Origin of the sequence: Luteibacter sp. NPDC031894 (genome assembly GCF_050273135.1) — a bacterium.
Classification (GTDB): domain Bacteria; phylum Pseudomonadota; class Gammaproteobacteria; order Xanthomonadales; family Rhodanobacteraceae; genus Luteibacter.
In genome coordinates this window covers 144,681-166,317 of the sequence record NZ_JBNNMV010000004.1, presented here as the reverse complement: position 1 = coordinate 166,317, position 21,637 = coordinate 144,681, and the positions used below count along the sequence as shown (strand labels likewise).

Annotated in this window: 25 protein-coding genes and 1 pseudogene; 23 read left to right on the top strand and 3 right to left on the bottom strand. The window is 66.4% G+C overall.

Translation table 11 applies throughout. The features are described 5' to 3' along the window. Positions 1 to 9 precede the first annotated feature (9 nt). The 15 genes from rpsN (at position 10) to ACQKIE_RS12735 (ending at position 9,561) form a co-directional block, all read left to right on the top strand. Positions 10 to 315 (top strand): 30S ribosomal protein S14, encoded by a 306-nt coding sequence (gene rpsN / locus ACQKIE_RS12805; protein ID WP_167022102.1) that lies wholly within the window; start codon positions 10 to 12, stop codon positions 313 to 315. A gap of 128 nt (positions 316 to 443) precedes the next feature. Beyond that, complete coding sequence (gene rpsH / locus ACQKIE_RS12800; RefSeq protein WP_427459643.1) at positions 444 to 839, top strand: 30S ribosomal protein S8; 396 nt, start codon at positions 444 to 446, stop codon at positions 837 to 839. Between the two features lie 11 nt (positions 840 to 850). After that, entirely contained in the window at positions 851 to 1,378 is a 528-nt protein-coding gene (gene rplF / locus ACQKIE_RS12795; RefSeq protein WP_427459641.1) for a 50S ribosomal protein L6, read from the top strand. A gap of 30 nt (positions 1,379 to 1,408) precedes the next feature. Then, complete coding sequence (gene rplR, locus ACQKIE_RS12790) at positions 1,409 to 1,759, top strand: 50S ribosomal protein L18 (RefSeq protein WP_029213880.1); 351 nt, start codon at positions 1,409 to 1,411, stop codon at positions 1,757 to 1,759. 120 nt (positions 1,760 to 1,879) lie between these two features. Further along, a complete protein-coding gene (gene rpsE, locus ACQKIE_RS12785) occupies positions 1,880 to 2,389 on the top strand; it encodes a 30S ribosomal protein S5 (protein ID WP_306849894.1) in 510 nt (169 codons plus the stop codon). Beyond that, a complete protein-coding gene (gene rpmD, locus ACQKIE_RS12780) occupies positions 2,382 to 2,588 on the top strand; it encodes a 50S ribosomal protein L30 (protein ID WP_427459638.1) in 207 nt (68 codons plus the stop codon). The genes rpsE and rpmD overlap by 8 nt, the downstream gene beginning before the upstream one ends. A gap of 5 nt (positions 2,589 to 2,593) precedes the next feature. Further along, positions 2,594 to 3,025, top strand: a complete 432-nt coding sequence (gene rplO / locus ACQKIE_RS12775) for a 50S ribosomal protein L15 (protein ID WP_427459636.1) — start codon at positions 2,594 to 2,596, stop codon at positions 3,023 to 3,025. Between the two features lie 4 nt (positions 3,026 to 3,029). Further along, complete coding sequence (gene secY / locus ACQKIE_RS12770; protein WP_427459635.1) at positions 3,030 to 4,349, top strand: preprotein translocase subunit SecY; 1,320 nt, start codon at positions 3,030 to 3,032, stop codon at positions 4,347 to 4,349. A gap of 126 nt (positions 4,350 to 4,475) precedes the next feature. Beyond that, the gene (rpsM, locus tag ACQKIE_RS12765) at positions 4,476 to 4,832 is read left to right on the top strand and encodes a 30S ribosomal protein S13 (RefSeq protein ID WP_427459633.1); all 357 of its coding nucleotides are present in this window, start codon (positions 4,476 to 4,478) and stop codon (positions 4,830 to 4,832) included. A 12-nt stretch (positions 4,833 to 4,844) separates the two neighbouring features. Beyond that, entirely contained in the window at positions 4,845 to 5,231 is a 387-nt protein-coding gene (rpsK, locus tag ACQKIE_RS12760) for a 30S ribosomal protein S11 (protein WP_007513384.1), read from the top strand. Between the two features lie 11 nt (positions 5,232 to 5,242). Then, complete coding sequence (gene rpsD, locus ACQKIE_RS12755; RefSeq protein WP_029213873.1) at positions 5,243 to 5,869, top strand: 30S ribosomal protein S4; 627 nt, start codon at positions 5,243 to 5,245, stop codon at positions 5,867 to 5,869. 16 nt (positions 5,870 to 5,885) lie between these two features. Beyond that, positions 5,886 to 6,884, top strand: a complete 999-nt coding sequence (locus ACQKIE_RS12750; RefSeq protein ID WP_029213872.1) for a DNA-directed RNA polymerase subunit alpha — start codon at positions 5,886 to 5,888, stop codon at positions 6,882 to 6,884. 209 nt (positions 6,885 to 7,093) lie between these two features. Continuing rightward, on the top strand, positions 7,094 to 7,480 hold the full coding sequence (rplQ, locus tag ACQKIE_RS12745) for a 50S ribosomal protein L17 (RefSeq protein WP_427459629.1): 387 nt from the start codon (positions 7,094 to 7,096) through the stop codon (positions 7,478 to 7,480). 161 nt (positions 7,481 to 7,641) lie between these two features. Continuing rightward, the gene (locus ACQKIE_RS12740; protein WP_427459627.1) at positions 7,642 to 8,145 is read left to right on the top strand and encodes a disulfide bond formation protein B; all 504 of its coding nucleotides are present in this window, start codon (positions 7,642 to 7,644) and stop codon (positions 8,143 to 8,145) included. A gap of 42 nt (positions 8,146 to 8,187) precedes the next feature. Then, positions 8,188 to 9,561 carry a class II 3-deoxy-7-phosphoheptulonate synthase gene (locus tag ACQKIE_RS12735; protein ID WP_427459626.1) on the top strand — a complete coding sequence of 458 codons (1,374 nt, stop codon included), beginning with the start codon at positions 8,188 to 8,190 and terminating at the stop codon, positions 9,559 to 9,561. A gap of 27 nt (positions 9,562 to 9,588) precedes the next feature. Here the strand turns inward: ACQKIE_RS12735 and queG are convergent, their stop codons facing one another. Next, positions 9,589 to 10,653, bottom strand: a complete 1,065-nt coding sequence (gene queG, locus ACQKIE_RS12730) for a tRNA epoxyqueuosine(34) reductase QueG (protein ID WP_427459624.1) — start codon at positions 10,651 to 10,653, stop codon at positions 9,589 to 9,591. 34 nt (positions 10,654 to 10,687) lie between these two features. On the opposite strand from queG, the gene ACQKIE_RS12725 reads away from it, so the two are divergent. The 5 genes from ACQKIE_RS12725 to ACQKIE_RS12705 all read left to right on the top strand — a co-directional run bounded on the left by ACQKIE_RS12725 (position 10,688) and on the right by ACQKIE_RS12705 (position 17,102). Beyond that, the gene (locus ACQKIE_RS12725) at positions 10,688 to 12,160 is read left to right on the top strand and encodes an NAD(P)H-hydrate dehydratase (protein ID WP_427459622.1); all 1,473 of its coding nucleotides are present in this window, start codon (positions 10,688 to 10,690) and stop codon (positions 12,158 to 12,160) included. After that, positions 12,157 to 12,615: a tRNA (adenosine(37)-N6)-threonylcarbamoyltransferase complex ATPase subunit type 1 TsaE gene (tsaE, locus tag ACQKIE_RS12720; protein WP_427459620.1), complete on the top strand. Its 459-nt coding sequence runs from the start codon at positions 12,157 to 12,159 to the stop codon at positions 12,613 to 12,615. Before ACQKIE_RS12725 ends, tsaE begins: the two co-directional genes overlap by 4 nt. Positions 12,616 to 12,859: 244 nt before the next feature. Next, positions 12,860 to 14,371 (top strand): N-acetylmuramoyl-L-alanine amidase, encoded by a 1,512-nt coding sequence (locus tag ACQKIE_RS12715; protein ID WP_427459618.1) that lies wholly within the window; start codon positions 12,860 to 12,862, stop codon positions 14,369 to 14,371. Between the two features lie 50 nt (positions 14,372 to 14,421). Further along, complete coding sequence (gene mutL, locus ACQKIE_RS12710; RefSeq protein ID WP_427459616.1) at positions 14,422 to 16,263, top strand: DNA mismatch repair endonuclease MutL; 1,842 nt, start codon at positions 14,422 to 14,424, stop codon at positions 16,261 to 16,263. A 14-nt stretch (positions 16,264 to 16,277) separates the two neighbouring features. After that, positions 16,278 to 17,102: a DUF1684 domain-containing protein gene (locus tag ACQKIE_RS12705; RefSeq protein ID WP_427459614.1), complete on the top strand. Its 825-nt coding sequence runs from the start codon at positions 16,278 to 16,280 to the stop codon at positions 17,100 to 17,102. Positions 17,103 to 17,186: 84 nt separating this feature from the next. On the opposite strand, the gene ACQKIE_RS12700 is transcribed toward ACQKIE_RS12705, so the two are convergent. Continuing rightward, the gene (locus tag ACQKIE_RS12700) at positions 17,187 to 17,969 is read right to left on the bottom strand and encodes an enoyl-CoA hydratase/isomerase family protein (protein ID WP_427459612.1); all 783 of its coding nucleotides are present in this window, start codon (positions 17,967 to 17,969) and stop codon (positions 17,187 to 17,189) included. A gap of 160 nt (positions 17,970 to 18,129) precedes the next feature. Here ACQKIE_RS12700 and ACQKIE_RS12695 point away from each other — a divergent pair, with 160 nt between their 5' ends. From ACQKIE_RS12695 to ACQKIE_RS12685, 3 genes and pseudogenes are all read left to right on the top strand, one after another. Then, positions 18,130 to 18,849, top strand: a complete 720-nt coding sequence (locus ACQKIE_RS12695; RefSeq protein WP_427459610.1) for an FKBP-type peptidyl-prolyl cis-trans isomerase — start codon at positions 18,130 to 18,132, stop codon at positions 18,847 to 18,849. A 28-nt stretch (positions 18,850 to 18,877) separates the two neighbouring features. After that, a pseudogene (locus ACQKIE_RS12690) lies at positions 18,878 to 19,665 on the top strand (CoA pyrophosphatase). Continuing rightward, positions 19,659 to 20,528: a sulfurtransferase gene (locus ACQKIE_RS12685; protein WP_427459608.1), complete on the top strand. Its 870-nt coding sequence runs from the start codon at positions 19,659 to 19,661 to the stop codon at positions 20,526 to 20,528. Before ACQKIE_RS12690 ends, ACQKIE_RS12685 begins: the two are co-directional and overlap by 7 nt. Before the next feature lie 28 nt (positions 20,529 to 20,556). On the opposite strand, the gene ACQKIE_RS12680 is transcribed toward ACQKIE_RS12685, so the two are convergent. After that, positions 20,557 to 21,588, bottom strand: a complete 1,032-nt coding sequence (locus tag ACQKIE_RS12680; protein ID WP_427459606.1) for an oxidoreductase — start codon at positions 21,586 to 21,588, stop codon at positions 20,557 to 20,559. Between the last annotated feature and the right edge of the window lie 49 nt (positions 21,589 to 21,637).

Genomic DNA, 21,637 nt, shown 5'->3' with positions numbered 1-21,637 from the left:
AGGTAGAACATGGCCAAGACCTCGATGATCGAGCGCGACCTCAAGCGCTCCAAGCTCGTCAAGAAGTACGCCGCCAAGCGCGCCGAACTGAAGGCGATCGTCCTGAGCGCCACCGCCTCGTACGACGAGAAGATGGAAGCCCAGACCAAGCTGCAGAAGCTCCCGCGTGATGCCAGCCCGGCGCGCCAGCGTAATCGCTGCGCCCTGACCGGCCGCCCGCGCGGCGTCTACAGCAAGTTCGGCCTGGGTCGCAACAAGCTCCGCGAAGCCACCATGCGTGGTGACGTGCCGGGCCTGCGCAAGGCTAGCTGGTAAAAAACTCGCCAACGGCGGGTCAAGCTGTTATAGTCGTCGGTCTGCGCAATGCAGACCGACGTCTGTCGGCTTTACAATTCAAGATTTCCGGTAATTCGGATATCGGTGCACTCTCAAGGGTTTTTCTTATGAGCATGACTGATCCCATCGCCGATCTGTTTACGCGCATCCGTAATGGCCAGGCCTCTGGCAAGTCGGTTGTCCGTATGCCGTCGTCGAAGATGAAGCTGGCCCTGGCCAAGCTTCTGCAGAACGAAGGCTATGTCCTCGACGCCCGTACCGCTGACGAAGCGGGCAAGCCGGTCCTCGAGATCAAGCTGAAGTATTTCGAAGGCCGTCCCGCCATCGAGACCATTTCCCGTGTCAGCCGTTCCGGTCTCCGCGTCTACCGCGGCAAGGACGAGCTGCCGAAGGTCCTCGGTGGCCTGGGTATCTCGATCATCTCGACTTCCGCCGGTCTGCTGACCGATGCGCAGGCCCGTGCCAAGGGTCTGGGCGGCGAAGTCATCGGCCAGGTGGCGTAAGGAGTCCCGACATGTCACGTGTAGCCAAGAAGCCCATCACCCTCCCGAAGGGCGTCGAACTCTCGGTCGCCAACGGCACCGTCACCGTCAAGGGCCCGAAGGGCGCCCTGACCACCCATGAACTGCCGGGCGTTTCGTTCCAGCAGGACAATGGCGTGGCGACGATCGTCCTCGCCGACGGCGCCGACGACAAGTTCGGCGGTACCGCCCGCGCCATCGTGGCCAACATGGTCCAGGGTGTCACCAGCGGTTTCGAAAAGAAGCTCGAGCTCGTCGGCGTGGGTTACCGCGCCCAGCTCACCGGTAAGTCCATCAACCTGTCGCTGGGTTATTCGCACCCGGTCGTCTTCGATGCGCCGGAAGGCATCACCATCGAAGTCCCGACGCAGACGGAAGTCCTGATCAAGGGCGCCGACAAGCAGCTCGTGGGGCAGGTGGCAGCGAAGATCCGCGCGTTCCGTTCGCCGGAGCCCTACAAGGGCAAGGGTGTCCGCTACGCGGGCGAGACGATCATCCTGAAGGAAGCCAAGAAGGCCTAATCGGCCTATCCGCTTCCTGGAGACGAGACGATGAACAAGAACGAATCCCGCCTGCGCCGCGCCAAGTCGACCCGCGCCCACATCCGTGAGCTCGCAGTCGCCCGCCTGAGCGTGCACCGCACCGGTCAGCACATCTACGCCCAGGTCTTCGCGCCGAACGGCACCGTCGTGGCAGCCGCCTCGACCGTGCAGAAGTCGGTGGCCGAAGGCCTCAAGAGCAAGAAGAACGTCGAAGCCGCCACCACGGTGGGTCGCATCGTCGCCGAGCGCGCCAAGGCCGCCGGCATCGAAGCCGTCGCGTTCGATCGCTCGGGTTTCCGTTATCACGGTCGCATCAAGGCTCTGGCCGATGCGGCGCGTGAGGCCGGCCTCAAGTTCTAAGAGGCGTCAGGCCACGGCATCGGTCCCTCGGGGCCGGTGCCGCCCGCTGCAACTACAACTCCAAGCGGCGACCGAGCCGTAAACAGAAGTCCCGGTACGTCCGGGCAGACAGGAAAAGAGATGTCCTCGACAGATCGCGAAAATTCGGACGGCATGCTTGAAAAGCTTATCGCCGTCAACCGCGTGGCCAAGACCGTCAAGGGTGGCCGCCAGATGAGCTTCACCGCGCTGACCGTTGTCGGCGATGGCGAGGGTCGCGTCGGTTTCGGTTATGGCAAGGCCCGTGAAGTGCCGGTCGCCATTTCCAAGGCCATGGAACGCGCCCGTCGCAACATGGTGAGCATCGAACTGAACAATGGCACGCTGTGGTACGCCATCAAGGCCAACCACGGCGCCGCTCGCGTCTTCATGCAGCCCGCCTCGCAGGGTACCGGCGTCATCGCCGGCGGTGCCATGCGCGCCGTCCTCGAAGTGGTCGGCGTGAAGGACGTGCTTGCGAAGGCCGTCGGCTCGCGCAACCCGATCAACCTCGTCCGCGCGACGATCAAGGGTCTGCAGGCCGTCGCCTCGCCGAAGCGCATCGCCGCCAAGCGTGGCAAGACGATCGAAGAGGTGCTGGGCAATGGCTAAGAAGAACGAAACCGCCGCAGCCGCCGGCACCGTCCGCGTCCGCCTGGTCAAGGGCCTGCGCGGCGTACAGGGTCGTCATCGTCTGAGCGTCAAGGCCCTGGGCCTGAACAAGCTCAACGATGTGCGCGAACTGAAGGATAGCCCCCAGGTCCGTGGCCTCATCAACACGGTCTACTACCTGGTCCGGGTCGAGGAGTAAGCATCATGCGTCTTAACGACATCAAGCCCGGCAAGGGCGCCCGCAAGACCCGCACCCGCGTCGCTCGCGGTATCGGCTCCGGCCTTGGCAAGACCGCCGGCCGCGGCCATAAGGGTCAGCACGCGCGTGCCGGTAACACGCACCGCGTCGGCTTCGAAGGCGGCCAGATGCCGCTGCAGCGTCGCCTGCCCAAGGTGGGCTTCCGCTCGCTGAAGAAGGCCGACACGGAGCAGGTCATGCTTTACCAGCTGGCTTCGATCCAGGCCGACACGATCGACCTGATCGCGCTGCACGCTGCCGGTCTCGTGACCAGCCGCGCCAAGAAGGTCAAGGTGGTGCTGAAGGGCGAGATCAATCGCGCCGTGAAGCTCCAGGGCGTGCTTGCGACGGCCGGCGCCAAGGCGGCTATCGAAGCCGCCGGCGGCAGCGTGGAGTAATCAGGTGGCTGCAGCGCAGGGCACAACGCTCGGCTCGCTGGGCAAACTGACGGAACTGCGTCAGCGCATCTTTTTCCTTATCGGTGCGCTGATCGTCTTCCGCCTCGGTTCGTTCATTCCCGTCCCGGGCGTGAACCCCGAGGCGATGACGAGCCTGGTCGAGGGTGGTGGCGGCCTGCTGAACATGGTCAACATGTTCTCGGGTGGTTCGCTTTCCCGCTTCTCGGTATTCGCTCTCGGTGTGGTGCCGTATATCTCGGCGTCGATCGTGGTGCAGATGATGGGCTCGGTCATTCCGTCGCTCCAGGCGCTGCGCAAGGAAGGCGAGGCGGGTCGTCGCAAGATGACCACGTATACGCGTTTCGGCACGGTCGGACTGGCGGCATTCCAGGCTTTCGGCATCGCGGTAGCCCTGCAGAAGCAGGTCGGCAGCAGCGGTCCGGTCGTCTACATGCCGGGCGCGGGCTTCATCCTGGCGTCGGTCGTCGGCCTCACCGCCGGCACGATGTTCCTGATGTGGCTGGGCGAGCAGATCACGGAGCGTGGCATCGGCAACGGCATTTCGATGCTGATCTTCGCCGGTATCGTGGCGGGGCTTCCCGCGGCGATCGTCCACACGCTGAGCATGGCGAACAACGGCGAGCTGTCGGTCCTGAAGCTCCTGATGGTCGCGGTGGTGATCCTGGCGGTCACGGCGTTCGTGGTGTTCATGGAACGCGCCCAGCGGCGCATTACCGTGAACTACGCGAAGCAGGGCAGCCAGCGTCAGTTCCAGCGCCAGACCTCGCACCTGCCGCTGAAGATCAACATGTCGGGCGTGATCCCGCCGATCTTCGCGACCAGCTTGCTGCTCTTCCCCGCGACCGCGGCGACCTGGTTCGGCTCTGCCCACCAGTCCCGCTGGCTGCAATGGCTGACCACGGCGCTGAGCCCGGGTGAGCCGGTCCACGACATCGTGTTCGCGGTGCTGGTGATCGGTTTCGCCTTCTTCTATACGGCGATCGTGTTCAATTCGCAGGAAACGGCCGATAACCTCAAGCGTTCGGGTGCGTTGATTCCGGGCATCCGTCCGGGTCGCGCGACGGCAGACTACATCGATGGCGTCATGACCCGGCTCACGGGTGTCGGCGCGATCTACATCGTACTGGTCTGCCTGGTGCCTACGTTCATGCAGAACGCCTGGCACGTCCCGTTCTATTTCGGCGGCACTTCGCTGCTGATCGTGGTGGTGGTGGTGATGGACTTCACGGCTCAGGTCCAGGCCCATCTCGTCAGCCACCAGTACGAGAGTCTGCTTAAGAAGTCCAATCTCCGCCGCAGCTGAGACGCGACGAAGATCCCCAAGTAGGGGAGGCCGCGGTGCCCTGGTACCGCAGGACTTCCCGTTTAGGTTAATTACGGTTAGAATTGCGCGTTTACCGCGCACGAAACGCATCGGAGACAGTACATCATGGCGCGCATCGCGGGTGTCAATTTGCCGGTCCAGAAGCATGTCTGGGTTGGCCTGCAGAGCATTTATGGTATCGGCCGGTCGCGGGCCAAGAAGGTCTGCGTCGACGCGGGCGTGGTTGCGACCACCCCGATCAAGTCGCTGAGCGAGGGCGAGGTCGAGAAGATCCGCGCTGAAATCGCGAAGTACACGGTCGAAGGCGACCTTCGCCGCGAAATCGGCATGGCGGTCAAGCGTCTCATGGACCTTGGTTGCTACCGTGGCCTGCGCCATCGTCGCGGCCTGCCGGTGCGCGGCCAGCGCACGCGTACCAACGCCCGTACCCGCAAGGGTCCGCGTCGTCCGATCAAGAAGTAACGGATACCGAACATGGCTAAGCCTGTTAAGACCAAAAAGAAGATCAAGCGCGTCGTCACGGATGCCGTGGCCCACGTGCAGGCTTCTTTCAACAACACCATCGTCACGATCACCGACCGCCAGGGCAACGCCCTGTCGTGGGCGACCGCAGGCGGCGCGGGTTTCCGCGGCTCCCGCAAGTCGACCCCGTTCGCTGCACAGGTCGCCGCCGAGAAGGCCGGCCGCGCTGCGGGCGACTACGGTGTGAAGACCGTGGAAGTGCGCATCAAGGGCCCCGGCCCGGGCCGCGAGTCGGCGGTGCGCTCTCTGAACGCGTTGGGCTACAAGGTGCTCAACATTATCGACGTCACGCCGATTCCGCATAACGGCTGCCGTCCCCCCAAGAAGCGTCGCGTCTAAGGAGCATAACCATGGCCCGTTATCGTGGAGCTACCTGCAAGCTGGCGCGTCGTGAAGGTGCCGACCTCGGTCTGAAGAGCCCGGCTCGCGCGCTTGACTCCAAGTGCAAGCTCGAAAACAAGCCCGGTCAGCATGGCGCCAACAAGCGCGCCCGTCTGTCCGACTACGCCGTCCAGTTGCGCGAGAAGCAGAAGGTCAAGCGCATCTACGGCGTGCTCGAGCGTCAGTTCAGCAACTACTACACCAAGGCTTCGACCCAGAAGGGCAACACGGGTGAAAACCTGCTTCGCCTCCTGGAAAGCCGTCTCGACAATGTCGTCTACCGCATGGGTTTCGCGGTCACCCGCGCCCAGGCTCGCCAGCTCGTGGCCCACAAGTCCGTCACGGTCAACGGTAAGAAGGTCAACGTGCCTTCGTACCACGTCCGTCCGGGCGACGAGGTCTCGCTGACCGAGAAGGCCCGTACGCAGCTGCGCGTGCAGGAAGCGGCGACGATCTACGACACGATGGACCTGCGTCCGTCGTGGGTCGAGGTCGACAGCAAGAAGTTCGCGGGCACGTTCAAGGCCGTCCCGGATCGTGGCGATCTGCCGGCCGATATCAATGAAGCCCTGATCGTCGAGCTTTACTCGAAGTAATCCACCGGAGCCTTGCATGGCAGTTTCGTCAACTAGTGTGCTGCGGCCTCGTGGCCTCAGCGTCGAGCAGCTTGGAGCGAACCGCGCGAAGGTGGTGGTCGAGCCGCTCGAGCGTGGCTTCGGTCACACCCTGGGCAACGCGCTGCGTCGCGTGCTGCTCTCTTCGATTCCGGGCAGCGCGATCGTCGAGGTCGAAATCGACGGCGTGCTGCACGAGTACACCACCCTGGAAGGCCTGCAGGAGGACGTGATCGAAGTCCTGCTGAACCTGAAGGACGTTGCCATCCGTCAGCATACCGGTGACGAAGTCACCCTTACGCTGGCCAAGAAGGGCAAGGGCGTGGTCACCGCTGGCGACATCGCGGTCGACCACTCCGTCGAGATCGTCAATCCCGAGCACGTGATCTGCCACCTCACCAAGGACGTGGCATTGAACATGCGCCTGAAGGTGCGTCGCGGCGTCGGCTACCAGCCGGCCAGCGCGCGCCAGCATCCGGACGATGAGACGCGTCCGATCGGTCGCCTGCAGCTCGATGCGTCGTTCGCGCCGGTCCTGCGCGTGGCTTACGAAGTGGACGCCGCTCGTGTCGAGCAGCGCACCAACCTCGACAAGCTCGTGCTCGATATCGAGACGAACGGCACCATCGGCGCTGAAGACGCCGTCCGCAAGGCCGCGGAGATCATCAACGACCAGCTGTCGGTCTTCGGTGATTTCTCGCGCCGCGAGAGCGACTCGACCAAGGCGGAGAAGGGCGGTTTCGATCCGCTGCTGCTTCGTCCGATCGACGACCTCGAACTGACCGTCCGTTCGGCGAACTGCCTGAAGGCCGAAAGCATCTACTACATCGGCGACCTGGTCCAGAAGACCGAGGTCGAGCTGTTGAAGACGCCGAACCTGGGCAAGAAGTCGCTGACGGAAATCAAGGACGTGCTGGGTGGGCGTGGTCTCGCACTCGGCATGAAGCTCGAGAACTGGCCGCCGCCGGGCTTGTCCCACGGCATGCAGCTCGGCTGATGTCCACGGGGCGATCGTTTTTCGATCGCCCCGATCCTTTGCGCCACCCGGTGGATGCAGCATGCATTTCCTCCGGAGTAACACAGCGGTCCATAGAGGCCGTGCTCTTATAACGGGGCGTTCTTAGAGCCTCGAAAAGCGGGTAACCGCGGGAAGTCGGCACATCCTGTCCGGCTTTTCATAACAACAGACCTTAGAGAGTAAACGCCATGCGCCACCAGAAATCCGGTCGCAAGCTCAACCGCACGAGCAGCCACCGCGAAGCCATGTTCAAGAACATGGCCTCGTCGCTGATCAAGCACGAGCTCATCCGCACCACCCTTCCCAAGGCGAAGGAACTCCGTCGCGTCGCCGAGCCGCTCATCACGCTCGCGAAGACCGACGGCGTCGCCAACCGCCGCCTCGCTTTCTCGCGTCTGCGCGACAAGCAGGCTGTCGGCAAGCTCTTCGTCGAGCTGGGTCCTCGCTACCGCGAGCGTCCCGGCGGCTACCTGCGCATCCTTAAGTGCGGCTTCCGTCCGGGCGACAACGCTCCGATGGCTTACGTCGAACTGGTTGATCGCCCGGCCAAGACCGACGCCGTCGACGCCGAATAAGTCGACCCGGTCAGATCGATCGAGAAACCCGGCAGGGCAACCTGCCGGGTTTTTTTATGCCGCGATCAGGGCGTTCGGTTACAAACGAAACTGCCGCCAAGGACTTACAACTCCCTCCACAAAGCGTTAACGTGGGTGTCCCGCAGCGCAGCATCCATCGCATGAGCCTCCTCCGCACCTGGTCTTACCGAACGCGTTACCTTGCCGCCTTCGTCGTCTGCGCCGGGCTCATGGCCTTCGCGCTGTATGCGCAGTACGTCATGCACCTCGATCCGTGCCCGCTGTGCATCTTCCAGCGCATTGCGATCTGCTTCATGGGTCTCTTCTTTCTGATCGGTGCGCTGCATGCACCGCGCGGTACGGGCGGCCGGGTCGTCTACGCCCTGCTCATCGCGCTAGGCGGACTCTGGGGCATCGCCACGGCGGGGCGCCATCTATGGTTGCAGTCGCTGTCGCCCGACCAGGTGCCGGCGTGCGGGCCCGGCCTCGGCTACCTGTTCGACGCCTTTCCGTTCACCAAGATGCTGAAGCTCGCCTTCACTGGCTCGGGCGAATGCGCCAAGGTCGAGCCGATCCTCGGCCTGCCCATGCCAGGCTGGACGCTGTTCTGGTTCGTCGTCCTCATCGTGTGGGCCTTCCTCGCCATCCGCCGTTCCGTTCGTTGACCTCCGCGCCGTCCCAGGCGCATCCACGCAGGCAGTACCGTCATGCAACACTCCCTCCAGGCCGTAACTTCCCCGTCCATCGACTGGACGCCGGGCTCGTGGCGGACGAGGACCGCCCTCCAGCAACCCACCTACGAAGACGCCGCCGAGCTCGGGCATGCGCTGGGCCAGTTGGGCGAGTTGCCGCCGCTGGTGACCTCGTGGGAGATCCTGGCGCTGAAGCAGCGGATCGCCGAGGCACAGGAGGGCGAGCGTTTCCTGCTCCAGGGCGGCGACTGTGCCGAGAGCTTCGCGGATTGCTCCAGCCCGATCATTTCCAACCGCCTGAAAGTGCTGCTGCAGATGAGCCTCGTGCTCGTGCACGGTCTGAAGAAGCCCGTGCTGCGCGTGGGCCGCTTCGCCGGACAATACGCCAAGCCGCGCTCGGCGGACACAGAAACCCGTGACGGCGTGACCTTGCCGGCCTTCCGCGGCGACCTGGTCAACAGTCCCGAGTTCACCGCGGCGGCACGTCGTGCCGACCCGCAGCGCCTCATCAAGGCGCATGCCCGCTCGGCGATGACAATGAACTTCGTCCGCGCCTTGATCGACGGCGGCTTTGCCGACCTGCACCATCCGGAATACTGGGACCTGGCGTGGGTCGAGCATTCGCCCCTGGCGGCCGAGTACAGGCGCATGGTCGCTAGCATCGGCGACTCGTTGCGCTTCATGGAGACCCTCGCCGGGCAGTCGATCTCCAGTTACTCGCGCGTGGACTTCTACACCTCGCACGAAGCACTGCTGCTGCATTACGAAGAAGCGCTCACGCGCCAGGTTCCCCGCCAGGATGGCTGGTTCAACCTGTCCACGCATTTCCCGTGGATCGGCATGCGCACTGCAGCCCTCGATGGCGCGCACACCGAGTACTTCCGCGGCATCCGCAATCCGATCGCGGTGAAAGTGGGGCCGACCGTCCAGCCCGACGACCTGCTGCGCCTGATCGACGTGCTCAATCCGCACGACGAGCCCGGTCGCCTGACGCTGATCCACCGCATGGGTAACGACAAGATCGCCACCCAGCTCCAGCCGCTGCTCGAGGCGGTGAAGCGCGACGGCCGCCGCGTCCTGTGGGTGGCGGATCCGATGCACGGGAATACGGAGAGCACGAGCAACGGGTACAAGACCCGCCGCTTTGCCAACATCGCGGGCGAGCTCGACCAGGCATTCGACATCCACGCCGCCGCGGGCACGCGCCTGGGTGGAGTGCACCTGGAACTGACCGGCGAGAACGTCACCGAGTGCCTGGGTGGCGCCCGCGGTCTGGTCGAACGTGACCTCGATCGGGCCTACAAGTCGATGGTCGACCCGCGCCTCAACTACGAGCAGTCGCTGGAACTGGCGATGCTGATCGTACGCAAGTCAGGCGGCATGGCCTGACGGCCGACCGCTGGGAAAACCCAGTCGCTAGCGTCCATGCCGCGCGAGCGCCCACCGGACATGCTCACGCACCACATCCGACGGGTGATCCGCGCGTGCTTGCAGCGCGCTGACGATGCCATCGCTTCGCGGCGCGTTGCCTAGTCCGACGGCGAGGTTCCGCAGCCATCCTTCGTAGCCCGTGCGTCGAATCGCCATGCCCTCCGTGCGGGAGAGGAATTCCTCCTCGCTCCACGCGAACAGCTCCACGAGTTTCGCGCCGTCCAGGCTGTGGCGTGGCGCGAAGTCGGGCTCGGTCGCTTCCTGGGCGAACTTGTTCCACGGACAGATCAGCTGGCAGTCGTCACAGCCGAAGACGCGGTTGCCCATCGGCTCGCGGAGTTCGACAGGGATGCTCCCTTTCAGCTCGATCGTCAGGTACGAGATGCAGCGGCGGGCATCGAGGCGATACGGCCCGACGATCGCCTGCGTCGGGCAGATATCGATGCAGCGCCGACAGCTGCCACAGTGCGCAGTGGCGGGGGCGTCCAAGGGCAACGGCAGGTCGGTGTACAACTCGCCGAGGAAGAAATATGAGCCGGCGCGCTTGTTGATCAGCACGGTGTGCTTGCCGATCCACCCAAGGCCCGCGTTGCGCGCGATGGCTTTTTCCAGCACCGGGGCGGAATCGACGTAGGCGCGGTACTTGAAGTCGCCGACGCGTTCCTGGATCCGCGTCGCGAGCTTCTGCAGCCGGTTGCGCATGAGCTTGTGGTAGTCGCGGCCCAGCGCGTAGCGGGCCACGTAACCTTTTTCGCCGTCGCGCAGCACGTCCCAGGCATTAGGCATGCCGGGCGGAACGTAATCCATGCGCAGGGAGATCACCCGGAGGGTGCCCGGCTCGAGTTCCGCCGGCCGGCTGCGGCGGGTGCCATGGCGGGCCATGTAATCCATCTCGCCGTGATGTCCTTCCGCCAGCCAGCTCTCGAGGTGCGCCTCGTCGTCGCCGAGTTCGGTGCCAGCGATACCGGCATCGGCAAAACCGAGTTCGCGCGCCCAGCGCTTGATGTCGGTGGCGAGGGAGGCGTAGTCGATGGAGGTGGAAGCGGACATGCCGTCATTCTACCGGGGCTCTTATAATCGGCCGATGACCGCCTTCGATCCGGATATCGCCCTCTTCACATCGTCCCAGGCGCGCGCGATCGATCGACGGGCCATCGACGAGCTGGGCCTCCCCGGCTTCGAGCTGATGACCCGCGCTGCCGCTGCCGCCTTCGCCATGCTGCGCCGTCGCTGGCCGTCGGCGCATCGGTTGCGGGTGGTCTGCGGCGCGGGCAACAACGGCGGCGACGGCTATCTGGTCGCGCGCGACGCCCTCGCGAGCGGCCTGGCGGTCGACGTGGTCGCGCTGGGCACGCCGACCGGCGACGATGCCCGTCGGGCCCGTGACGCCTTCGAGGCCGTGAGCGGGAGTGTCGGGTCGCTGTCCGCATGGCGGGAATTGCCGGCTGCGGACCTCGTCGTCGACGCGATCTATGGCATCGGGCTGAACCGCGCCCCCGAGGGCGAGGCGCGGGAAGCGATCGAGGCCATCCATGCGCTCGGCGCACCGGTCCTCGCGCTGGACGTTCCTTCCGGACTGTCGGCCGACACGGGGGCTCGCCCCGGCGTGGCGGTTCGCGCGGAGGCGACGGCGACGTTCATCGTGCGCAAGCGCGGTCTGTACACATACGAGTCCGAGGTCGCGGGCGACATCGAGCTGCATACCCTCGACTTGCCGTACGGGATCCTCGAGTTGCCGGACGCCCGGCTCCTCGTGCCCGGCGGGCTGCCGCCGCGGCCACTGGACTCGCACAAGGGCGCGAATGGCCACATCCTGGCCATCGGTGGCGACCATGGCACGGGTGGCGCGATACGCATGGCGGCGGAAGCCGCGTTGCGCACGGGCGCCGGCCTGGTCAGCGTCGCCACCCGCGAGGAGAACGTCTTGGCGATGAATGCGGCGCGCCCCGAGCTGATGGCACGAGGGGTCAACGGCCCACAGGCCTTGCAGCCGATGCTCGACAAAGCCTCGGTCCTGGCCCTCGGGCCTGGCCTAGGGCAAGGCGCCTGGGGACACGCGTTGTGGACCACGGCCCTCGATGCGGGCCTGCCGACGGTCCTCGACGCGGATGGCCTGAACCTGCTGACGGCGGAATCCCGCGAGCTTCCGGCGAGGACGGTACTTACGCCGCATCCGGGCGAGGCGGCCCGGCTGCTCGGCGTGGCGACCCCGGACGTCCAGGCGGATCGCTTCGCCGCCGCCCGGGAACTCGCCCGACGCCACCGCGCCGTCGTCGTCCTCAAAGGGCATGGCAGCCTGATCGCATCGCCGAAGGGCGAAGTCTCCGTCTGCCCCTGGGGCAATCCAGGCATGGCTAGTGGAGGCATGGGCGACACGCTCACCGGCATCGTCGCCGGGTTGCTGGGGCAGGGCTGCGATCCCTATGAGGCTGCCTGCCTCGGCGTGGGGCTGCACGCACGAGCCGCCGACATCGCCGCGCGGGCAGGGCAGCGGGGCATGCTGGCCGGCGACCTGCTCGATCCGCTCCGCCGGCTCGTCAACGGAGGCGACGCATGAGCGCGCGCGACTGGCACCTTCCCGACGAGGAGGCGACCATCGCCCTGGGGCAACGTCTGGCAGCCCTCTTGCACGGTGGACTGGTGATCTACCTGCACGGCGACCTCGGCGCGGGCAAGACGACCTTTGCGCGCGCCTTCCTGCGTGCGCTGGGCGTGGGCGAACGGGTGAAGAGTCCGACGTACAGCCTCGTCGAGGGCTACGACGTCGGCAACCGCCGCGCCTTCCACCTCGACCTCTATCGCATCGCGGACCCGGGCGAACTGGAATGGCTTGGCCTGGACAGTCTGGCCGAACCGGGTGCCGTCGTGCTGGTCGAATGGCCTGAGCGAGGCGTCGGTGCGTTGCCGCCGGCGGACCTGGCCATCCACATCGGGCACGAAGGAAGCGGGCGCACGGCGCGTTTCGACCCCGCCTCCGATGTCGGCCGCCGCTTGGTCGACGACCTCGCCTGAACTGTCCTCCTCCCCCGATAGTGAGCCGCGTCGCGGACTTACGCTCGGCGTCCTTCGAGTCCGATCCTGCCTCTGCGCGCGACGGTGTTTCATGACGATTTGCGGGCCATTCCTGTATGGACGTTGACGAAGTGTTCGCAGGTTATGGATTAACAAGGGAAAAGATCTTGCATTCAACGAGCGCTTGCAGTTCAATCCGGGCCGTATGAGGGGAATCATCGTCAAACTTGGCCTTCTCGCGTGCGTGACCGCCGTCGCGACGCTCTCGCCTGCCGTTTCCACAGCCGCCGACGTCAAGGCCGCGCGCGTCTGGGCCGGCCCCGAATACACGCGTGTGGTGTTCGACCTTTCCGGTCCCGCGACCTACAAGATGTCCCAGGGCGACACGCCCGGAAGCGTGGTGCTGGATGTCGCCGGCAGCTCGGTGTCCGGCGATTTCGCGGCGCCCGGCGGGCAGGGGCTCTTCAAGACCCTCAGCACGGCCCGCCAGGGTGGCGGCGCGCGCCTGGTCGCGAAGGTCGATCCCACCGCCAAGCCCAAGAGCTTCCTCTTGAAGCCAGCCGGCGACTACGGCTATCGCCTGGTGCTGGACCTCTACCCGGGCGGCCAAAGCGATCCGGGCGACAATCCCGTCGACGACGACACACCGTCCATCGTCGCGCCCAGCGCCTCCCGCTCGCGGGGTGTCCCCGCCAAGACCGTGCCGCCCGGCAAGCCGCCGATGCTCGCCAGCGAGCGCAAGGTGGTGGTCGCGATCGACGCCGGCCACGGTGGTGAAGATCCCGGTGCGCGTGGCGCGACGGGCCTGCGCGAGAAAGACGTGACCCTACAGGTGGCGCGCGAACTGGCCGACCAGATCAACCGCCAGCCGGGCATGCAGGCCGTGCTCACCCGCAACGGCGACTATTTCATTCCGTTGAAGCGCCGCTACCAGATCGCCCGCGAGCACAACGCCGACATGTTCGTGTCGATCCACGCCGACGCCTTCAAGAACAGCGACGCCAAGGGCTCCTCGGTGTGGGTGTTGTCGCCGCGCGGCAAGACCTCGGAAGCGGCTCGCTGGCTGGCCGATCGCGAAAACCGCGCCGACCTGGTCGGCGGCGTTTCGCTCGACGACAAGGACGACACCCTGGCGGCGGTGCTGCTCGACCTGCAGCAGGGCTACGCCATGCAGGCCAGCGAATCCATCGCAGGCAACGTGCTGAAGGCGCTGGGGCGCCTCGGTCCCACGCATCGCGGCTACGTGGAGCGCGCCAACTTCGTGGTGCTGCGCTCGCCGGACGTGCCCTCGATCCTGGTCGAAACGGCGTTCATCACTAACCCTTCCGAGGAAAAGCGCCTCCGCGACGAGGACCATCGTCGCCAGTTGGCAACGGCCGTGCTCGGTGGCGTGCGTAACTATTTCGAATCGATGCCGCCGCCGGGAACCTGGTTCGCCGCCCAGGCGGCGCGACGCAACGGCACGGTCGTCGCGTCGGCACGCCCTGATCGCAATGACGGTGACGACGACAGCGCCGCGCCGGCGAAGCCCGCCGCCGCCAAGGTCATCGCCAGGGCGGAGACCCCCGCGCCGGCCAGGAAATCGAGCGGACGCGCCGACGACAACGTCCGCGACGTGCATCGGGTGAATCGCGGTGAAACCCTGACCGGCATCGCGCAGCAGTACGGCGTGTCGGTGGGTGCCTTGAAGCTCGCCAACAAGATGACCGACAACAATGTGCGCATCGGCACGATCATGGTGATTCCCTCGGGCTGACCGCCTTCGGCTATCCTTCGAGGCTTGCAAGCCCGTCAGGTCGTGCCGACATGCCAATCCGTCCCCTGCCGCCGGAGCTGATCAACCAGATCGCGGCCGGCGAAGTCATCGAGCGGCCCGCCTCGGTGGTGAAGGAACTCGTCGAGAACAGCATCGACGCCGGTGCGCGTCGCATCGAAGTCGACATCGAGCAAGGCGGCGTCCGGCTCATCCGCGTACGCGACGACGGCGGTGGCATCCCCCGCGATGAATTGTCCCTCGCGGTGGCCTCGCATGCCACGAGCAAGATCGGCAGTTTCGACGATCTCGAGCGCGTCGCGAGCATGGGCTTTCGCGGTGAGGCGCTCGCGTCGGTTTCCTCGGTCGCGCGCTTCTCGCTCACCTCCCGGCAGGAAGGCGACGAGTCCGCGTGGCGCATCGAGGTGGACGGTGGTCGCATGCAGGACGTCCGCCCCGCGCAACATCCGCAGGGCACGACAATCGAGGTGCGCGACCTCTTCTACAACGTGCCCGCGCGGCGCAAGTTCCTCCGCGCGGAACGCACGGAGTTCGCCCATATCGACGACTTGTTGAAGTCGCTCGCGCTGGCGCGCGAAGGCGTCGACATCCGTCTCAGCCACAACGGCAAGCCGGTGCGCCTGCTCAAGCCCGCTCGCGACGAGAACGCCGCCCTCGCGCGCGTTGCCGAGGTGCTCGGGCCCGAGTTTCCGGGCCAGGCATTGCGCGTGGAGCACGAGGCCGCGGGCATGCGCCTCTCCGGCTGGGTCGGGTTGCCGACCGCGTCGCGCTCGCAGGCCGACCAGCAGTATTTCTACGTCAACGGGCGTCTCGTACGCGATCGCATCGTGGCGCACGCCGTGCGCCAAGCCTATGCGGACGTCCTGTTCCACGGTCGTCATCCGGTCTTCGTATTGTTCCTGCAACTCGATCCGGCCGGCGTCGACGTCAACGTGCATCCCGCGAAGAACGAGGTGCGTTTTCGCGAGCAGCGCCTGATCCACGATTTCCTTTTCCGCACGTTGCACGAGGCGCTGGCCACGACACGCGCGGGTGCGGCGATGCCCTCGGCCGACACGGCCGTGCCCATGCCGGTCGCCGCGGGCGCGGCATTCGGCGAGCATCGCTCGGTGGCCGCGCAATCGCCGATGCAGGCATGGCCGCAGTCGTCGAGCCAGTCGCGCCTGAACCTCGGTGTTCGCGACGAACCGTTGGCTGACTACGCGACGCTTTTCGGCGCGGCATCGTCGCCGGGGTCCTCGGCCTCGTCCTGGTCGCCTCCCTTGGCCCATGAGGCGGAGGAGGGCGGCGTGCCGCCGCTCGGCTACGCGATCGCGCAGCTGAAGAACATCTACGTGCTGGCGGAGAACGCGCACGGTCTCGTCCTCGTCGACATGCACGCGGCGCACGAACGCATTACGTACGAGAAACTCAAGAACGGCCGCGTCACCGCCAACCTGCGCTCGCAGATGCTGCTCGTGCCGCTGTCGATCGCGGTCAGCGCCAAGGAGGCGGCCGCCGCGGAGGAGCACGCCGATGCGCTCGGCGAGTGGGGGCTCGAGTTGTCCCGGAGCGGTCCGGGCGCCGTGGTCGTACGGCGCATTCCCTCCTTGCTCGAAGGTGCCGACGTCGCGCAGCTCACGCGCGACGTGCTGGGCGAGCTCGCGCAGCAGGGAAGTTCGCGGCGGCTGGAGGAACTGGAAAACGAACTCCTCTCCACGATGGCCTGCCACGGCTCGGTACGCGCGGGCCGACGCCTCGGCATCCCCGAGATGAACGCGCTATTGCGCGAGATGGAAGCCACCGAGCGCTCGGGCCAGTGCAACCACGGACGTCCGACCTGGGTCCAGCTGTCGCTGGGCGAGTTGGACAAACTGTTCCTGCGCGGCCGTTGACTAGCGAGATTGCCATGACCTCCCACGGAAACCATGTCGCGCAAGCACGTGCGCGACGACTGGAATTGCTCACGGCCCCCGGTGGCTGGCTCAGCCTGATCGGCTTCGAATGGTTGCAGGAAGGGGCGAATCGCCTCGGCAGCGCGAGCGATAACGACATCGTGCTGAATGCCGGTCCGGCACACCTCGGCACGATTGCGGTTGCGGCCGACGGAACCGCCTCCATCGAACTGGCGCCGGACAGCGGTGCCACCGTCGACAGTGAAGCGGTGCAGCGGACAACGCTGCGTGACGACGCGAACGGACAGGTACCCAGCGAAGTGCGCTTCGGTTCGGTCCGCCTCTACGTCATCGAGCGCGATGGCCGCAAGGCGGTGCGCGTGAAGGACGAGCAGGCGCCGTCGCGCCTCGGATTCCTCGGGCTGGAGTACTTTCCCATCGACCCGTCGTGGCGAATCGTTGCCGACTGGGTGCCGTTCGACCCGCCGTACGAGCTTGAACTCGGCACGGTGCTCGGCACCATCGAGAAGGAGAAGGTTCCGGGCAAGGCCGTGTTCACCCGCGATGGGCGCACGTTCGAGCTCTATCCGATCCAGGAAGTGCCCGAGGCATTGTTCTTCGTCTTCGGCGACCTGACGTCCGGAAAGGAGACGTACGGTGCGGGCCGCTTCCTCGACACCGGGCTACCGGTGGACGGAAAGCTGGTCATCGACTTCAACGAAGCGCGCAACCCGCCGTGTTCGTTCACGCCGTACGCCACCTGCCAACTCGCGCCGCCGGAAAACCGCCTGGACGTGCGGGTGGAGGCGGGTGAGCTGAAGTACCGCGGCGGCCACTGAAGTGCCTGGGATGTAGGAGCCGCTATAGCGGCTCCTACATGGGACGGACACCCGGGGCTATAGCCGTTCTTCAGGCGTCAGGTTTCAGACGCCCTTGAACGCCGCCTTGCGCCGTTCGAGGAACGCCGTCGTGCCCTCGCGCATGTCCTCGGTCGAGAAGGCGATGGCGAAGCCCTGTGTCTCGAACGCGAGGCCCTGGTCGATGGCGCATTCGCCGCCTTCGATGACGGTGTCGAGAATGCCTTTCAGCGCCAGCGGTGCCGCGGCGGCGAGTTGGTCGGCCATGGCGTCCACCGTCGCGTCGAGTTCTTCCGCGGCGACGACCCGGGTGACGAGACCGAGACGCTCCGCGCGTGCCGCGTCCACCTGCTGGCCGAGCAGGCAAAGCTCCAGCGCCGCGCCACGGCCGGTGAGGCGCGTGAGCCGCTGCGTGCCGCCGAAGCCAGGAATCAAGCCGAGGCCGATCTCCGGCTGACCAAAGCGGGCCTTGTCGCTGGCGATACGCAAATGGCACGCCATCGCCAATTCCATCCCGCCGCCCAACGCGTACCCGGGGATCCTGGCGATCACCGGCTTGCCGAGGCGCTCGATGGTGAGCATCAGGTCCTGCCCCGCTCGCGACGCGGCCTGCGCCTGGACCGGGGACCACGCGGTCATTTCCGAGATGTCCGCACCGGCCACGAACGCCTTCTCGCCGGCACCGGTCAGCACCACGACGCGCACCGCGTCGTCCTGGGCCGTCTGACGGAATGCCAGGGTCAGTTCCCCGATGGTTTCGCGGTTCAGCGCGTTGAGCTTATCGGGGCGATTGACGGTGATCGTGCGGACGGCGCCGCGATCGGCGGTGGCGAGGGTGCGAAAGGCCATGACGGCTCCTGGCAGGTGGTTCGGGTCGACGTGAAGGGGCGGATGGTAGCAGGCAGGGGAACCTTTACCCCTCGCCAGCGTCTGAGTGCCAACGGGCGGGGCGACTGCCGATGGACTATCCTCCACGCACGCCAAAGGTTCCGGATTCACGGAGAACGGGATGTCACCCTTGCGTTTCCTGGTCGTGTTCGTCGCGCTGTCGCTGGCAGGCGGTGTCGCCTGCGCGCAGTCGGCACCGACGTTACCCGCGTCGGGCGCGCCCACGATCGACAAGACCAAACTGTCCTATGCCATCGGCTACCAGATCGGCACGCAGTTCGCGAACAGCGCACAGCCCGACGTCGACATCGCCGTGCTCGTGAAGGCCTTGCAGGACGGTTACGCGAAGCGGCCGCCGGGCGTGCCTATCGACGTGATGCAGCAACAGCTGGTGGGTTTCGATGCCAAGGTGCAGCGCGATTCGCTCGTGGAATTCCGCCGCGTCGCGGCGGCGAATGCGAAGCGCAGCGCCGATTTCCTCGCACGCAACCGCACGCGGCCCGGCGTGGTCACCTTGCCGTCCGGCATCCAGTACTCCGTGCTGGCCAAGGGCAACGGCGCGCAGGCGAAGGTGAGCAGTACCGTGGTGGTCAACTATCGAGGTGCTCTGATCGACGGCACCGAATTCGACAGTTCCTACGCGCACGGCAAGCCGGTCACCTTCACGGTGAACCGGGTCATCCAGGGCTGGCAGGATGTGATCCCGCGCATGCGCGTCGGCGATCGCTGGAAGGTCGTGATCCCGCCCGCGCTCGCGTACGGTGAGAGAGGCGAGCTGCCGCGCATCGGGCCGAACGAGGCCCTGGTGTTCGAGATCGAGCTGATGGACATCGTCCCGTAGCGGCCAAGACGCTAGAATGGCCGACGGTATGGTCATTGCCTCTTCCACGCTTCCCCTCAGCCCCTGCACGGGGGTATGTCGCCTCGACGCCCGCGGCCTGTGCATGGGTTGCCTGCGCACGGGCGACGAGATCGCGCGGTGGACGCGGATGAGCGACGCGGAAAAGATCCGGCTCATGGACGAGGTCCTTCCGCACCGGCAGGGTGCCTGATGGACGACGTGCTCGCCCGGCTCCAGGGCGCGCTGCTTCCGCTGGAAGCGCCGCCGGGTCCGCGCGGATGGAACCACGACGACATGGCCGACCTGATCGGCGACGCCCCGCGGCGCGCCGCGGCCGTCCTGATCGGCATACGCGACGACCGTGAGCAGAACCTGTTGCTGACCTTGCGCACCGACACCTTGCAGCAGCACGCGGGCCAAGTGGCCTTCCCCGGGGGGCGAGTCGAGCCGACGGATGCCGATGTCGTCGCCGCGGCGCTGCGCGAGAGTCATGAGGAAATCGGCCTGGAGGCCAGCATGGTCACGCCACTGGGTTTCCTCGAGTCCTTCGAGACGATCAGCGGGTATTCGGTGACGCCGGTGGTCGCGCGCGTCGCCGCGGACGCGAAGCTGAAGCCGGATCCGGGCGAAGTGGCGGAAGTGTTCGAGGTACCGTTCGCCTTTTTCCTCGACCCGGCTAACCTGCGCCGCTACACGATGGACTTCCGTGGTCACCGGCGCGACATGGTCGAGTTCCTCCATGCGGGTTACCGCATCTGGGGCGTGACGGCGGCCATCCTGTTCAACCTGCTCAAGCGGATGGGACACCCATGCTGATCTCGCGAACGCTCGTCGACGCGGCCACGGCCGCGACCTTGCCGGCGCACGACGTGCTGTTCGTCGACGCGCGGTTCGACCTCAACCAACCGGGCGGTCGCGACCCGGGCAAGGGTGACCAGGATTACGCCCTGTCGCACGTGCCCGGCGCCGTGCGCGTCGACCTCGATCGCGACCTTGCCGACATGGCGACGCCGTCGAACGGTCGCGGCCGGCACCCCTTGCCGTCCGCCGAGACCTTTTCCTCGTGGCTGTCGCGCGCGGGATGGCGTCCGGACCTGCAGGTGGTCGTCTACGACGCCGCCGGCGGTTCGCTGGCCGCTGCGCGCTTCTGGTGGCTGGCGCGGCTGGCGGGGATCGACAACGTGGCGGTCCTCGATGGCGGCTGGCCGGCATGGTTGAGGGCGGCGCTGCCGACCGACAACGCGCTGCCCGTGCGCGCACCCACCGCGGTGCACGTGACGTTCCACGAAGCGGTGGGCGTGGATGAATTGAGCGAAGGCCTCGCCAGCGGGCGACTCCTCCTGCTCGACGCGCGCGCCACGCCACGCTTTCGCGGTGAGGTGGAGCCGCTGGATCCCGTGGCGGGGCATGTGCCAGGCGCGCGCAACCGTCCGTTCCAGGACAACCTCGACGCGGACGGCTGCTTTCGCGCGCCGGAGGAACTGCGTCGCGCGTTCACGGCGATCATCGGCCCGCATCCGCCGGAAGATGTCGTGCACATGTGCGGCTCGGGCGTCACCGCGTGCCACAACCTGCTGGCGATGGACTACGCGGGCCTGTGTGGCTCACGGTTGTTCGCGCCGTCGTGGAGCGGCTGGGTAAGCGATCCGTCGCGTGCCGTGGCCACGGGCGACGCGTGACGCGTCGGTCTGAGCACCAAGGCGATGGTCAGAGCGAGACGGTGCGGCGTTCGCGCGCGCTCACCTGTGCCGCCTCGATAACGCGGATGACGTCGCGCGCCTCGCGCGCCTCCACCGGTAGCGGCGCGCCGTCGCGTAGGGCGGCGGCGATGCCGTCGTAGAACGCCATATAACGCCCGGGCAAGGTGTCGATCGTTGCCACGGTGCCATCGGCATCGGTGAAGCGGCCGAAGAGGGAAGGATCGTCCTCGCCCCAGCCCTCGCCGCCAGGACGACGTCCTTCGCGCAGCGCCGCCTCCTGTCCGTCGATGCCGTATTTCACGAAGCTGCCGCCGTCGCCGTGCACGAGGTAGCGCGGGCCGGGATCGCGCACGAGGACCGACGCGTGCAGCACCGCGCGCCGCCGTCCATAGTCGAGCACCACGTGGAAATAGTCGTCGGCCTTCGCGGACGCGCGCTGCCGCGTCACGTCGGCGGTCACGGATCGGGGCATGCCGAACAGGACGAGGGCCTGGTCGATGAGGTGCGCGCCGAGGTCGTAGAGCAGGCCGGAGCCCGGCACGTCGGTCTCGCGCCAGCCTTGCTTGATCTCCGGCCGAAAGCGGTCGAAGTGGGCCTCGTAATACATCACGTCGCCCAGCCGGCCATCGTCGACGAGGCGTCGCACGGTGAGGAAATCGTTGTCCCAGCGGCGGTTCTGGAAAACCGACAGCTTTCGTCCCGATACATCGGCGAGCGCGATCAACGCCTCGGCCTCGGCGGCCTCGAGCGTGAACGGCTTGTCCACCACCACGTGCTTGCCCGCTTCCAGGGCGGCGCGTGCCAAGGCCGCGTGGGACGCGTTCGGCGTGGCGATCACGACCAGTTCGATGGCGGGGTCGGCCAAGAGGGATTGAGGATTTTCGTAAGCCTTGGCTTCAGGAAAATCCCGAAGGATGTCGTCCGCGCGTCGGCTGCCGATGGCGGCCAGACGCAATCCCGTGGCGGCCGCGATGAGCGGCGCATGGAAGACGGCGCCCGCGGTGCCATAGCCGATGAGGCCGGTGGGTATGGGCTGCATGGTGGCTCCGGGGCTGGTCATGGGCGGAAGCGTAACGCGGCGCGCCTGA